This window comes from Xenorhabdus sp. XBWT, from assembly GCF_059072735.1.
The window spans coordinates 2,828,276-2,844,126 of the sequence record NZ_CM180990.1 but is presented as its reverse complement, the minus strand read 5'-3'; the positions used below and the strand labels follow the sequence as shown (position 1 = coordinate 2,844,126).

3 protein-coding genes are annotated in these 15,851 nt (G+C 46.6%); 2 read left to right on the top strand and 1 reads right to left on the bottom strand.

The window, feature by feature from the left end; all coding sequences use genetic code 11:
- Positions 1-160: 160 nt before the first annotated feature.
- Both pta and AC5JQI_RS12335 read left to right on the top strand, forming a co-directional pair.
- Entirely contained in the window at positions 161-2,305 is a 2,145-nt protein-coding gene (pta, locus tag AC5JQI_RS12340; protein ID WP_493912383.1) for a phosphate acetyltransferase, read from the top strand.
- A gap of 389 nt (positions 2,306-2,694) precedes the next feature.
- The gene (locus AC5JQI_RS12335; protein WP_493912382.1) at positions 2,695-14,223 is read left to right on the top strand and encodes an amino acid adenylation domain-containing protein; all 11,529 of its coding nucleotides are present in this window, start codon (positions 2,695-2,697) and stop codon (positions 14,221-14,223) included.
- A 199-nt stretch (positions 14,224-14,422) separates the two neighbouring features.
- Here the strand turns inward: AC5JQI_RS12335 and AC5JQI_RS12330 are convergent, their stop codons facing one another.
- On the bottom strand, positions 14,423-15,829 hold the full coding sequence (locus AC5JQI_RS12330) for an amino acid permease (RefSeq protein WP_493912381.1): 1,407 nt from the start codon (positions 15,827-15,829) through the stop codon (positions 14,423-14,425).
- Between the last annotated feature and the right edge of the window lie 22 nt (positions 15,830-15,851).

The window sequence follows — 15,851 nt, the reverse complement described above, 5'->3', positions numbered from 1 at the left end:
AACCGCCAGCATTGCTGGCGGTTCTCTATTCATGAATGCCTTGATTAATATTTCCTTAATAAATATTGCGTTGGCTCATAGTTCATGGTTCGTCTATTTATATACCATATCGCATTGAGTCATCTTTATTGACTGACGAGCAACCGTTAAAGAGGTTTCCGTGTCCCGTACAATTATGCTAATCCCTACTGGCACTAGCGTTGGTTTAACCAGTGTCAGCCTGGGCGTTATTCGCTCCATGGAGCAAAAAGGCGTTCGCCTGAGCGTTTTCAAACCTATCGCACAACCACGTCATATTGGTTCTCAGGATCAGACTACTTCCATCATCCGTTCACACTCCAGCATTTATGCTGCGGAACCTATGGATATGGCACACGTGGAATCTCTGCTGACCACCAACAAAAAAGATGTATTGATGGAAGAAATCGTGGCGCGTTACCACGAAAACTCCAAAGATGCAGAAGTTGTTCTGATTGAAGGTCTGGTTCCGACCCGCAAACATCCGTTTGCTCAATCCCTGAACTATGAAATAGCCAAAACGCTGAACGCTGAAATCGTATTTGTTACTGCGTTGGGCACTAATTCCCCGGAACAGCTGAAAGAGCGCATTGAGCTGAGCCGTGCAGAATATGGTGGTATCAAGAATCAAAATATCATCGGTGTTATTGTTAACAAACTGAATGCACCTGTTGATGACCAAGGCCGCACTCGTCCGGATTTGTCCGAAATTTTTGACGAATCGACTAAAGCTACAGTTGCTTATGTCGATCCAAAAACCATTTTCAAAAATAGCCCACTGCCCATTCTCGGCTGCATTCCATGGAGTTTCGACCTGATCGCCACCCGTGCGATTGATATGGCTAAGCACCTGAAAGCAGACATCATCAATGAAGGTGCTATTGAAAGCCGCCGCATTAAGTCCGTGACTTTCTGTGCCCGCAGTATTCCTAATATGCTGGAGTACTTCCGCCCGGGTTCTTTGCTGGTAACTTCCGCTGACCGCCCTGATGTCCTGATCACTGCATGTCTGGCTGCCATGAATGGTGTCGAAGTTGGCGCAGTATTACTGACTGGTGGTTACTCAATTGATGATTCTATCCGTGAACTGTGTGAACGTGCATTCAGCACCGGCCTGCCAGTTTTCACCGTGAGCACCAATACATGGCAGACTTCTCTGAACCTGCAAAGTTTCAGCCTGGAAGTTCCGGCAGATGACCACGAGCGTATCGAAAAAGTACAAAACTACGTTGCACAACACATCAGCAGCGAGTGGATAGATTCTCTGGCTGCGGCTTCAGAGCGTCCAAACCGCCTGTCCCCTCCAGCATTCCGTTATGAGCTGACCGAACTGGCTCGTCAGGCCGGAAAACGTATCGTTCTGCCAGAAGGCGACGAACCACGTACCGTCAAAGCAGCGGCTATCTGTGCTGAGCGCGGCATTGCTGAATGTATACTGTTGGGTGATCCGGAAGAAATTCGCCGTGTGGCGGCCGCTCAGGGCGTTGAACTGGGTGCTGGTATTGAAATCGTTAACCCGGCAGCAGTACGTGAGCGTTATGTTCCGCGTCTGGTTGAGTTACGCAAGAACAAAGGCATGACCGAAGTTGTTGCTCGTGAACAACTGGAAGACAACGTTGTTCTGGGTACCCTGATGCTGGAACAAAACGAAGTTGACGGTCTGGTGTCCGGCGCAGTTCATACTACCGCTAACACCATTCGTCCGCCATTGCAGCTGATCAAAACCGCGCCAAACAGTTCACTGGTTTCTTCAGTCTTCTTCATGCTGCTGCCGGAACAAGTACTGGTTTACGGTGACTGTGCGATCAACCCAGATCCAACCGCAGAACAACTGTCTGAAATCGCTATTCAGTCAGCGGACTCTGCAAAAGCATTCGGTATCGAGCCACGCGTTGCCATGATCTCCTACTCCACCGGTAACTCTGGTGCGGGCAGCGATGTTGAAAAAGTTCGTGAAGCAACCCGTCTGGCACAAGAAAAACGCCCGGATCTGATCATCGACGGACCATTGCAGTACGATGCCGCTATCATGGCAGACGTGGCAAAATCCAAAGCGCCAAACTCACCAGTTGCTGGTCAGGCGACCGTGTTCATCTTCCCAGACCTGAACACAGGTAACACCACTTACAAAGCAGTACAGCGCTCTGCGGATCTGGTTTCTATCGGGCCAATGCTGCAAGGTATGCGCAAGCCTGTTAATGACCTGTCCCGTGGTGCATTGGTTGATGACATTGTTTATACCGTTGCCCTGACTGCAATTCAGGCAACTCAGCAAGAAAACGCTTGATTTTCTAGCAGAATAAATCAATCACACGAAATACCCCCATGCTAAAAGCATGGGGGTATTTTTTTGTCTGTTTTTATCTGTATAAAGTTTCGGATAAATAACGCTGATAAGAAAGAAATAGTAAAATCAATAAATATTCTGATTTCTTTTATTTATCACATAGCTATAACTTATTAATGATGAAACGTATTCTCTCAAAACCCATCCCGGCAACAAAAAATATCGACATCAAGTTACTATTTAGTTAATTTGTCTATATTGATTTGTTTTTTGATCACTTTTAAGCAAAAAATTCTTATCACCTAAACCAGCTTAAATTAAACAGAAATTTTCTTACTTTTAAACAGATGTGCGGATTAAATCTGAACGATTAAAAAGGAGAAATGTGTATGTCACATAACTATAATCACTCCTCAAAAACAGCATCATCAATTGATAATTCCCCCCCCTTTAATGCACATCCCCTTAGTTCTCCACAACAAGTGATCTGGCTGGATCAAATGATTCATCCCTCTTCTTCCAACTATAACATCGGCCTTTTGATCTGCATTGAAGGAGAATTAAATCGAACATTATTCGAGAAGGCGTTTAAATCCATTGTTTCTCATTATGACACCTTGCGCTTACAGCTTATAAAAACTCATGCACTGCCCATGCAGAAAATTGATGATACCTTTCCGGCATCGGTAGTAATGCACGATTTTTCATCGCATTCAGACGCAGAAATTCAAGCCAAGAAACATATTGATGCCAGATTCATGCAGCCATTCCATTTGGATGAGGCGCTATGGCGTTCTGAATTGTTATGCGTGAGTAATACACGCTGGCACTGGCAGTTTTGCTGTCATCATTTGATCATGGACGGCATTAGTTTGTTTATACTCCTCAACGAGGTTATTAATACTTACAACAATCTGATGCAAAACGCCCCCTTAAATGAGATCGTTCCTTCCTATCTGGACTTCATCATTGATGATCAGGTTTATCTGGCTTCTCAACGCTATTCACACGATTTACAATTTTGGGTGAAACGCTATGAAAATCCGCCACCCTCATTGCTCTCACTTCCCCATTCCAAAAATGCAGAAAACAACGAGCAGGCTAAACCTATTTTCTGGCAAATAGATAAAGCGCTTTTTCAACGTATTGAAGAGATTACGACTCAGCAAGGAGTATCCGTTTTACATTTCATGTATGCCATCTTGGCTTGCTATTTTGCACGGACAACGGACGCAGATGAAATTGTCATTGGTATTCCAGTACACAACCGCAAAAATGCCCTACAGAAACGCACAATGGGGATGTGTGCATCCATTATCCCAATCGGGGTGCCTATTTCGCCCAAAGACACTATCTGCGATATCATGCACAAAGCCGCGCTAGAATTGCGTCGTTGCTATAAGCACCAACGTGTACCCGTTGCTGAGATTAATCGAAAAACACATATCCAACAGAAAACAGGACGAACTCAATTATTTGACATTACGCTGTCATTAGAACCTTTTAAAGCCAATCTGCACATGAAAGGAAACAATGTCCGCATCAAATCGTTTGACTTGCATCATGGCGTACCCTATCCCTTATCAGTCATTATTAAGCAGTACACAGATACAACCTGTCCTGAAGATGATTACCAGCCCGTCACAATTGAATTCAATTTCTCTGCTGATTATCTGGGCACTGAAGAAGTCATGGCTCTCCAATCCCGCCTTGCCGTATTAATTGATTCCGCCATTACAGCATTGGATGTGCCAATAACCCGTTTATCCATCTTGCCGGAAGTAGAGCGTCAGAAAATATTATTTGATTTCAATGCCAACCAAACCAATTTCCCACAGGATGCCTTAATTCATCAACTGTTCGAAGCACAGGTACAACGCACACCAAACGCCACAGCCATCGTCTTTGAAAAACAATCCCTGAGTTATGACGAACTGAACCGCCAAGCCAATCGCTTGGCGCATCATTTGATTGAACTGGGTGTACGCCCGGATGATCGGGTAGCGATTTGTGTTGAGCGCAGTCTGGATATGGTCATCGGCCTATTGGGGATACTTAAGGCCGGAGGCGCTTATGTACCACTCGATCCGGCTTATCCGGCTGAACGACTGGTTTATATGCTTAATGATTCAGAACCGGTGGCACTGGTTATTCAGGCGGTCATGACAGAAATATTGGGCAATAATCTTACAGCCGGTAAAATGCCGGCCATAGTGCTTGATGCAAAAGAATGTTCTGTTTTGAATAACCAACCGACAGAAAACCCAGATACGCAAGCTCTGGAAATGACCACACACAATCTGGCTTATGTCATTTATACCTCTGGCTCTACTGGGCAACCCAAAGGGGTGATGATTGAACATCACGGGTTATGCAACCTGATTGCTACTCAACAAGACACGTTATCCCTTACCCCTGATAGCCGGCTCTTGCAGTTTGTCTCAAATAGCTTCGATGTCTGTATCTGGGAATGCTTTATGGCACTTCTGGTAGGAGCACGTCTCTATCTTGCAAAACGTGCCGATATTCTGCCTGGCGCTACCCTGTCCAATTACTTAGAAAACCGTGCCATTACTCACGTATTTTTGTCACCTACCGCTTTGGCTGCCATGGATTCTATCCCCGGCACACTACAAGTTTTAATCACAGGAAGTGAGACATGCCCGTCAACTTTAGTCAATCGTTGGGCTCAGGGACGAAAAATGTTCAATGGCTATGGGCCGACAGAAACCACTATCTGTGCCACTCTCTACCTATGTGACAGTCAAGAAAAAAATGCTCCTCCCATTGGTCGCCCTATCTCCAATACCCAGATTTATATCCTTGATACCGATGGAAAACCCGTTCCAATCGGTGTTACAGGGGAAATCTATATAGCCGGTGTCGGTGTTGCCCGTGGTTACCTCAACCGTCCGGAACTGACAGTGGAGCGCTTCCTGCCTGATCCTTTCTCGACGACAGCCGGAGCACGCATGTACAAAACCGGCGATTTAGCCCGTTGGATACCTGATGGCAATATTGAATACATTAGCCGTAATGATTTTCAGGTTAAACTACGTGGCTTTCGAATTGAACTGGGGGAAATCGAAGCAAACCTGACTCAATGCTACGGTGTACGCGAAGCAATTGTGGTTGTCCGAGAAGACATTTCAAAACAGAAACGGCTGGTTGCTTACTTGCTTGCTGAACCAAATGCGAAATTAGTGCCGGCAGAACTACGTCAACAACTCTCGCAACAACTTGCCGAATATATGCTCCCCAGCGCTTTTGTAACACTCAGTCGCTTCCCGCAAACACCTAATGGTAAGCTTGACCGTCAGGCCTTACCAGAACCAGATCAGACAGCCATCGTAACATATGGCTATGAAGCACCGGTAAATGAAGCAGAAACCATACTGGCTCAGATTTGGCAAACGTTACTGGGGGTAGACAAGATTGGCCGCTATGATCATTTCTTCGAGCTAGGCGGACACTCTCTGATGGCAGTCAGTCTGATCGAACGATTGTACAGTTTGGGGTGGGTTCTTGGTATCCACACTGTGTTCGCCACTCCCGTACTGGCAGAAATAGCAAAAGCGATGCTGACAATTCAGGATAATACCGCCCGACTCGCCGTGCCCCCCAATCTTATCCCCGACGGCTGCATAGCTATTAGTCCTGACATGTTGCCTCTGGTTTCCCTGACGCAAAGTGAGATTGATACTATAACGACTACTGTTCCCGGAACTGACGCTAATATCCAGGATATCTACCCACTCGCACCATTACAGGAAGGAATTCTGTTCCATCATCTTTTGCAAGCACAAGGTGATACTTATCTTTTACGTACGTTGTTTGCTTTTAATACCCGCGAATGGCTTGATGCTTTTCTGGCAGCTTTACAACAGGTCATTAATCGTCACGATATTCTGCGTACTGCCATCTGCTGGAACGGATTGTCCCAGCCGGTGCAAGTCGTCTGGCGTCAGGCATCCCTGCCCATTAATACATTTGTACCGGACATCAGACAGGATGTCGCGTCTCAATTACTGTCACATACCGATCCGCACCATCGCCGCCTTGATATCACTCAGGCTCCACTTTTCTCTGCCGACATTGCCCATGATCATCACCAAAATGAGTGGCTGCTGTCTCTCACTTTTCACCACTTAGTGAGCGATCACATGACGCTGGAACTTATCATCTCTGAAATCAATGAGCTGCTGCACTGTTATGTCAAAAACGAACATTATGTCAAAAACGAACAGGCTGAAAATCTACCTGTAGCAGTACCTTACCGCAACTTCGTTGCTCAATTTCTGAGTGTGCCTGCCTCAACACACGAAGCCTATTTCCATGAAGTCCTCTCCGATATTGATGCGCCAACCACACCTTTCGGGATATTGGATGTCCACAGTGGGGATAGAGAGATAAAAGAGACCACACAGTCACTTGATACGACACTGGCCAGGGCAATTCGAAGACAAGCCCGCCGTCAGGGAGTCAGCCCCAGCATACTGTTTCATGTCGCGTGGGCACTGGTGCTGGCACATACCAGCGAGCGGGATGATGTCGTTTTTGGCACAGTTTTGCTGGGGAGAACACAAGGGAATATTGGCATTGATCGGATTATGGGTCTATTTATCAATACACTGCCCATACGGATTCAACTTGTCGGAAATAGCACACAGTCGGTCATACAAACAACTTACCACAGTCTGATGAATCTGCTGGAACACGAACAAGCCTCACTGACGTTGGCACAGAATTGTAGCGGTGTAGCACCATGCTTACCGCTATTCAGCGCACTACTTAACTATCGTCATAGCCAACCAAATGCGCTCCATACAAAATGGAAAGATATACGTTTGTTGAAAGTACAAGAAAGAACTAACTATCCCATCACTCTATCCGTAGACGATTTAGGCGAGGATTTCAGTTTAGTTGTCCAGTCTGTTTCAGGTATCGATCCATTGTGTCTGAGCGCCTATATGATCACGGCCCTGTCAGGTCTGGTAACAGCTTTAGATACAGAACCCCAAAAACCAATCTTGAATATCTCTATTCTGCCTGCCAATGAACGCCAGCAGCTACTGGTTGATTTCAACGCCACCCAGATCGATTTCCAGCAAGATGCCTTAATTCATCAACTGTTCGAAGCTCAGGTACAACGCACCCCAAACACCACTGCCGTGGTCTTTGAGGAACAGTCCCTGAGCTATGATGAGCTTAACCACTGCGCCAACCGTCTGGCTCATCGTTTGATAGCACAGGGTATACAACCTGATGATCGGGTAGCAATCTGCGTTGAACGCAGCCCGGCTATGATTGTGGGGTTACTGGGTATTCTGAAGGCTGGCGGGGCTTATGTACCACTCGACCCGAATTATCCCAGTGAACGACTGGCGTATATACTCGAAGATTCAACACCGAAAACTGTCATTACCCAAACGAAGTTACTCAATCTGCTCACCTGCTCAGTCCCCACAGTGGTACTCGACAGCGCTGAACAATACCTTGATATTATATTAGCCGATAATACTGTTCTAATCGGTAATCCAGATATTCAGGCACAAGGGCTGACGTCACATCATCTGGCGTACGTGATCTACACGTCTGGTTCCACAGGGCAGCCCAAAGGGGTCGCGATTGAACACCGCAATACTGTGAATTTCCTGACGTGGGCGCAACAAACTTTCTCCTCTGAAGAGTTAGGACATACCCTTTTCTCGACCTCACTGAATTTTGATTTAGCTGTATACGAATGTTTTGCGCCGCTTATCTCAGGAGGAACGGTACATCTTGTCCCTAACGCACTTTCACTGACTAGTGAAATACGGATCACCGCAAAATCAGCCACCACAAAACCAGTTGTCAGCCTGATAAATACCGTTCCATCGGCTATTGTGCATTTGATCAACACCAATGTTATTCCTGATACAACCAAAATCGTCAATTTGGCTGGTGAAGCATTGAAACCAAATGTTGTTGAACAGTTGTTTGCTTGTTCCTCTATACAAAATGTGTGCAATCTTTACGGTCCTTCGGAAACAACAACTTATTCAACCTGGACACGCATGAGCCGGACAACGGGCTTTGTCCCCCATATTGGCCGCCCAATTGCCAATACCCAAATCTACATTCTCGATACCCATGGTTACCCCGTCCCGCTCGGTGTCAGCGGGGAAATCCATATCGCGGGTGCCGGTGTTGCCCGTGGTTATCTTAATCGACCTGAACTCACGGCTGAACGCTTCCTGATCGACCCGTTTTCCCCCGTTCCGGATTCACGGATGTACAAAACTGGCGACCTTGGTCGCTGGCGGCCCGATGGCAATATCGAATACCTCGGCCGCAACGATTTTCAGGTCAAGATACGTGGTTTTAGGGTTGAGCTTGGTGAGATTGAAGCAAAACTTGAGCAATGTTGTGGTGTACGTGAGGCCGTAGTTATGGCGCGTGAAGATATCGGGGAACAAAAACGGCTGGTCGCCTATCTGCTTACCGACCCAAATGTGAAACCGACTCCTGCGGGATTGCGTCAACAACTCACGAAACAACTTACTGACTATATGATCCCCAGCGCCTTTGTAACACTTGACGCTTTCCCGCTGACACCCAATGGTAAACTCGACAGACAGGCACTTCCTGCCCCTGATCCCTCTGCCATTGTGACACGCGTCTATAATGCACCAATGGGTGCAGTGGAAACTGCCCTGGCGCAAATTTGGCAAACACTACTGGGACTTGAGCGCGTCAGTCGCCATGACCATTTCTTTGAACTCGGCGGTCATTCCCTGCTTGCTATCCAGCTTGTCACACGGATACGCCAAAATCTGGCACTGGAACTCTGCTTGCCACAACTCTTTGCCCACCCGGTGCTCGCTGATTTGGCTACCGTGCTCACTGATGCTTCGGTGGTCACTCAAACAACCACTATTCCTGCCGTCGATCGCCGTCAGCCTCTGCCGCTGTCATTCGCCCAACAGCGCCTGTGGTTTCTCGCCCGGCTGAACCCCGCTGCCAGTCTGGCCTACCATATTCCGACAGTGCTGTACCTCTGTGGACAATTTAATCAAGCGGCATTCAAACGCGCATTGGATTCTCTCGTTACACGACAGGAAAGCCTGAGAACCCGTTTTGTCCTTGTTGATGAACAACTTTATCAACACATTGATGACGCAGATATCGGCTTTACCCTGAACTATCAGGATCTACGCGGGTTAAATAAAACCTCATGCATGAACCGCATTGATGAGCTGATAACACTCGAAGCACAAACTCTGTTTGATTTTGTCAATGAACCGTCGGTTCGGGGTCAATTACTACAACTATCGGACGAAGAGCACATATTTATTCTCACCCAGCACCACATCATCACTGATGGCTGGTCAGTGGGGATATTGATCCGTGAATTAGGTATACTCTACCGCGCCTCACTTGGGGAGCAAAATGTTCCTTTGGCACCTCTGCCCATCCAATATGCCGACTATGCAGCCTGGCAACAGGAGTGGTTACGAGATGAGATTATTTCGGCTCAACGGGATTTCTGGCAAGAACAACTTCAGGGAGCACCAGAGCTGCTGGCTCTTCCCACCGCTCGAACACGTCCACCAGAGCAAAGCTATGCCGGCAGCCACATTCCCGTTCATCTGAATGCGAATTTACTGACCTCTCTCAAAGAACTTGGTCAGCGTCAAGGAACAACATTATTTATGACTCTACTTGCCGGTTGGAGTATTGTCCTTTCCCGCTTGAGTGGTCAAAACGATATCATCATTGGCACGCCGGTCGCCAACCGTCCACGAAGTGAATTAGAAGGCGTCATCGGTTTTTTCGTCAATACCCTGCCTCTGCGTATTGAACTGGAGAATTGCAATACCGTGGCAGAACTGCTTGCTCACATCCGAGAAAGATCTCTGGCGGCCTACGCGCATCAAGATCTGCCTTTTGAACAGTTGGTGGAAATTCTACAACCCAATCGCAGCCTGAGCTACAACCCGATTTTTCAGGTTATGCTGGCTCTGGACAATACCCCCGTGCAATCCTTTGAGTTGCCGGGTTTATCTGTCTCAACGCTTAATCAAACACGCCATAGCGCACACTTTGATCTCACTTTGTCACTCAGTGAAACCAGAAATGGTCTCACTGGTCATCTGGAATATGCCTCAAACCTGTTCGATAAAATGGCAGTTGAACGAATGGTGGGTTACCTCACTCAGATACTGACGGCTATGGCAGACAGTGAAATGCAGGCCATTGCACATCTGCCAATGCTATCTGTAGCTGAGCGGCAACAGTTACTCTTCGAATTCAACACCCCTCAGGCCGACTTCCCGCTATTTTCACAAGGCCAATTTTCACAAGATGCTTTGATTCATAAACTATTCGAAGAACAGGTGCAACGCACACCAAATGCCACAGCCGTAATCTTTGAAGATCAATCTTTGAGTTATGCCGAACTGAATTGCCGAGCAAACCAACTGGCGCACAGCCTGATTGACTTTGGTGTACACCCTGATGATCGGGTGGCGATTTGTGTTGAACGGGGTTTGGATATGATCATTGGCCTGTTCGGGATTCTAAAAGCCGGTGTCAGCTATGTGCCACTTGATCCGGACTATCCCACCGAACGGCTGATCTATCAATTATCGGACAGTAAACCTGTACTACTGCTGACACAAAAACATCTGCAAACAGGCTTATTGATGCAAAATTTGCCTGTCTGGCAACTCGATGATGAGACTTATCAAAAGAGTACAGCGGCACAACCTGAACATAATCCAGACAGCAGACAAATAGGGCTTCAGCCCCACCATTTGGCCTATATCATCTATACTTCCGGTTCAACCGGACATCCCAAGGGTGTCATGCTGGAACACCGCAATGTCGTGAGCCTTATCCATGCACAACGTTTAGTCAGTCAGCCTCATCCCGGCGATCGTATCCTGCAATTTGTTACCGTTGCGTTTGATATTTCCGTATCCGATATTTTCCCCACTCTTGCCTCGGGTGCCACGCTGGTTCTGCGTCCGTCCTATATCAAGATACCGGATATCAATTTTGTTAATTTCCTGCGTGAGCAGAAAATCACTATCATCAATATACCGACTGCTTTCTGGCATCATTGGGTACAGGAAATAGTAGCAGGACGCATCGGTTTCAGCCCCTGCCTCCATACCGTCATTGTTGGTGGTGATAAAGTAGAGCACCGCTATTTAATCGACTGGCTATCGTGCCCTGAAACACATTCCTGCCGTTGGTTTAACGCCTATGGTCCCACTGAAATAACTGTTACGGCCACGGCGTTGATGATAGATGGCAAACAAACTTCACCTGTCACCGATAACATCCCCATTGGCCGCCCATTGTCCAATACCCGCATTTATATTTTAGACGCGTTCCGCCAGCCGGTTCCTACTGGTGTAAGTGGTGAAATTTATATCGGTGGTATGGGTGTTGCCCGTGGTTATTCCAACCAACCAAAACTCACGGCAGAAAGATTTGTCGTCGATCCATTTAGCGAACACCCCAATGCCCGCATGTATAAAACGGGCGATTTAGGTCGTTGGCGGTCTGACGGCAATATCGAATACCTCGGCCGCAATGATTTTCAGATTAAAATACGCGGCTTCCGTATCGAATTAGGTGAGATTGAAACCAGATTGATGCAATGCCACGGTGTACGTGAAGCCATCGTGCTTGCCCGAGAAATCCCCAGTCATACCGAAATGCCGAACGAAAAGCGGCTGATTGCCTATCTGCTCCGGGAACCACATGCGAAACTGATGCCTACGGAGCTGCACCGGCAACTCTCACAGCATCTTGCTGATTATATGTTGCCCTGCGCTTTTGTGATTCTCGATTATTTTCCGCTGGCACCTAATGGCAAACTCGACCGTCAGGCATTGCCGTTACCAGATCAAGCGGCAATGGTGAGCCGCGCATATGAAGCACCAGTCAGCAATATGGAAATCACATTGGCCAAAATCTGGCAGACATTATTAGGGGTGAAAAGAGCGGGACGTTACGACCACTTCTTTGAGCTAGGAGGCCATTCACTGATGGTTGTCAGCCTAATCGAACGATTGCGGGAACAAGGCTGGAATCTTGATATCCGCTCTGTATTTGCCACACCAGTGTTGACTGAAATGGCGAAAATGATGCAGTCCGTCGATGAAAATGTGATTACATTGATTGTACCGCCTAATCTTATCCCCGATGGCTGTACAAAAATCACTCCTGCTATGCTGCCCCTCATCTCCCTGACGCAACATGAAATTGATACTATCGCAACCATCATTCCCGGTGGAGCTGCCAATATCCAGGATATCTATCCGCTGGCACCATTACAGGAAGGTATGTTGTTCCATCACCTGTTACAAACACAGGGAGATAGTTATCTGTTACACATTTTGCTTGCTTTCGATAACCGTGAACGTATTGATGCTTTCCTCACCGCCTTCCAGCAGGTCATTGACCGCCACGATATTCTGCGTACTGCCATCTGCTGGCAAGGTCTGGCACAACCAATACAAGTAGTCTGTCGCCAAGCATCTCTACACATTGACACCTTCACACCTGAAAACGATAAAGACATCCGGTCTCAGTTACTGGCACATACCGACCCGTACCAGCATCGCCTTGATGTCAGTCAGGCTCCGCTCATTTCCGTCAATATCGCCTATGACCCGCATCATGATGAGTGGTTGCTGGCACTGTGCTGTCACCATATACTTAATGACCATATCTCGTTAGACATTATCATGTCTGAAATTAATGAATTACTGTTCCATCATCCCAAACATTTAACGCCAATATTGCCTTACCGCCACTTTATTGCCCAGTTACAGAGAGTATCGCTTTCATTACATGAAACTTATTTCCGTGAAATCCTGGCCGATGTAGATACACCAACCATACCTTTCGGGATACTCGATATCTACAGTGGAAATAGACAAATCACGCGTGTTATTCAACCTATCAGTGCATCCCTGTCGGGAGCTATCCGCAAACAGGCCCGTCGTCATGGCGTAAGCCCCGGTATCCTATTTCATGTCGCGCTGGCGCTGGTGCTGGCAAAAATAAGCAATCGGGAAGATGTTGTCTTCGGAACAGTTTTGTCGGGACGTATGCAAGGAGGTACTGATATCGACCAGATTCTAGGCTTGTCGATCAATACATTGCCCGTGCGGGTTAAACTGACAGGAAACAGCGTAAAAGAGACTGTGCAAGCAACCTATCGCAATCTGACCCGGCTACTGGAACACGAGCAGGCTTCATTGGCATTGGCTCAACGTTGTAGTGCAATACCATCACCCTTGCCTCTCTTTAATACGCTACTCAACTATCGTCATAGCCAATCGGACACAATCAACACCACATGGGAAGGTATACGTCTGATAACAGCACAGGAGAGGATGAACTATCCCCTCTATTTTGCTGTGGATGATTTGGGTAAAGGCTTTCTTTTAGAAATTCAGGCGGTATTGGGAATCGATTCATCCCGCCTGAATTTCTGTATGACCACGGCTCTGTCGGGTCTGGTTAGGGCATTGGAAATTGCCCCCCAGCAACCCATTGTAAACATTCCCATTATGTCCGCCATTGAACACCAACAATTGCTGACTGATTACAATAGTAAGCCCAAACATCAGGCCATACTCTCATTGGATCGACCTGCGGTTGTTGAATGGGAATACGAAGCCCCTGTAGATGAAATGGAAATGACATTGGCCCAAATTTGGCAGGATTTACTGAAACTCGAACGGGTTGGCCGCCAAGACAATTTCTTCAGGCTAGGTGGGCATTCTCTGACAGCGATACAACTGCTGTCACGTATGCGTGAACAAGGTATGGAAGTTCCGTTGGCCGCATTATTCACGCATCCGATCCTGAGTGAAATGGCACTGATGGTGAAGGGCATCTCCATATCCTGATCTTCGGCAGCCTTATAAGCATGCTATTCAAATAGCAGTAACAGAACAAAAAAGGGGAATGGAATTATCAATATACCCGTCGTCTTTTAAGTTGCAAATTTATTAGCTGCAACTTAAAAGTCATTGGATATAACAATAATCAGGTTTATAAAATTAATCAGGTTTAAAGAAATGATTAAATTTATTTTTCTGTTTCTTTTCATTCCGCTTGCTGTTCTTGACGTTTTCTGACTCGCCACAAGACTTCTAATATCACAAACCACACAGGTGTGCCATATAATGCAATGCGGGTCTCATAATCAAATATCATAATCACTACCGTGAAAGCAAAAAATATCAACGTACACCATGTCATGGGAATACCCATTGGCATTTTATAAATGGATTTTTTATGTAAATCAGGGCGCTTCTTACGGTAAGCCAGATAAGCAAGCAATATCATGCACCAACTGTAAATGACCATGATAGCGGCGACAGTTGTAACAATAGTGAATAATTTCATCACATCGGGAATGATAAACAGCAGAAATACACCGCTTGCCATGCAGATAACGGAAAATATCAGGCTGAATACAGGAACGGCACTGCTTATCGAAAGTTGCCCGAATTTATAATGAGCCAGTTTCTCTGTAGACAGGCCATAAAGCATTCGGGTGCAGGCGTATAGACCGCTGTTTGCTGAAGACATCGCCGAAGTCAGTGCCACAAAGTTAATCACCGCAGCCGCAGCAGGTAATCCAGCCAATGCAAACAATGTCACAAACGGACTCACTTCCGGTGAAATATGAGGCCATGAAGTGACAGCAATAATACACATCATAGAAAGTACGTAAAAAATAATGACTCTGATGGGAATGCTGTTGATGGCTTTCGGTAAAATTTTCTCCGGCTCTTTGGTTTCAGCCGTCACAGTACCGACCAGTTCAATCCCTGTAAAAGAAAAAATGGCGATCTGAAAACCAGCAAAAAAACCAAATAAACCATTTGGCAGAAATACTTCAGGTTCCGTCAAATGACGTACAGAAGCTGTCACACCATTGGGTGAAGTCCATCCCACAAACACCATGCCCACGCCAACGATAATCAAGGCAACTATCGCCACCACTTTGATCATGGCAAACCAGAATTCAGTTTCACCAAATAACCGTACAGAGAAAAAATTACAAAAGCACATCAGCCCCAAAACAAACAGTGCCGTTAACCAAAGATAACTGTCCGGGAACCAATACTGGATATAACCGCCACAAACCACAACATCTGCTATGCAACTGACAATCCAACTCATCCAATAGGTCCAGCCCAGAAAATAGCTGGCTTTGTCCCCCAGATAATCTGCTACGAAATCAGCGAATGTCCGGTAATCCAATTTAGTGAGCAACAGTTCTCCCATTGCCCGCATGACCATGAAAGCAAAAAAACCAATCAGCAGATAAGTCAGAATAATTGAAGTTCCTGATACTGCTATGGTTTTCCCCGTCCCCATAAATAAACCAGTACCAATGGCTCCACCAATTGCGATCAATTGAATATGACGTCTACCTAATCCACGGTGGAGTTTTTGCGCACCTGCGGATTGCTCCGCAGATGTTTTTAGTGATCTCGTCATCAAGGACCTCTATGGTTTTATT

Bases quoted from the DNA above. Each gene is read 5' to 3' on its own strand.
- AC5JQI_RS12330 (WP_493912381.1), bottom strand. From the start codon at position 15,829: ATGACGAGATCACTAAAAACATCTGCGGAGCAATCCGCAGGTGCGCAA.
- AC5JQI_RS12335 (WP_493912382.1), top strand. From the start codon at position 2,695: ATGTCACATAACTATAATCACTCCTCAAAAACAGCATCATCAATTGAT.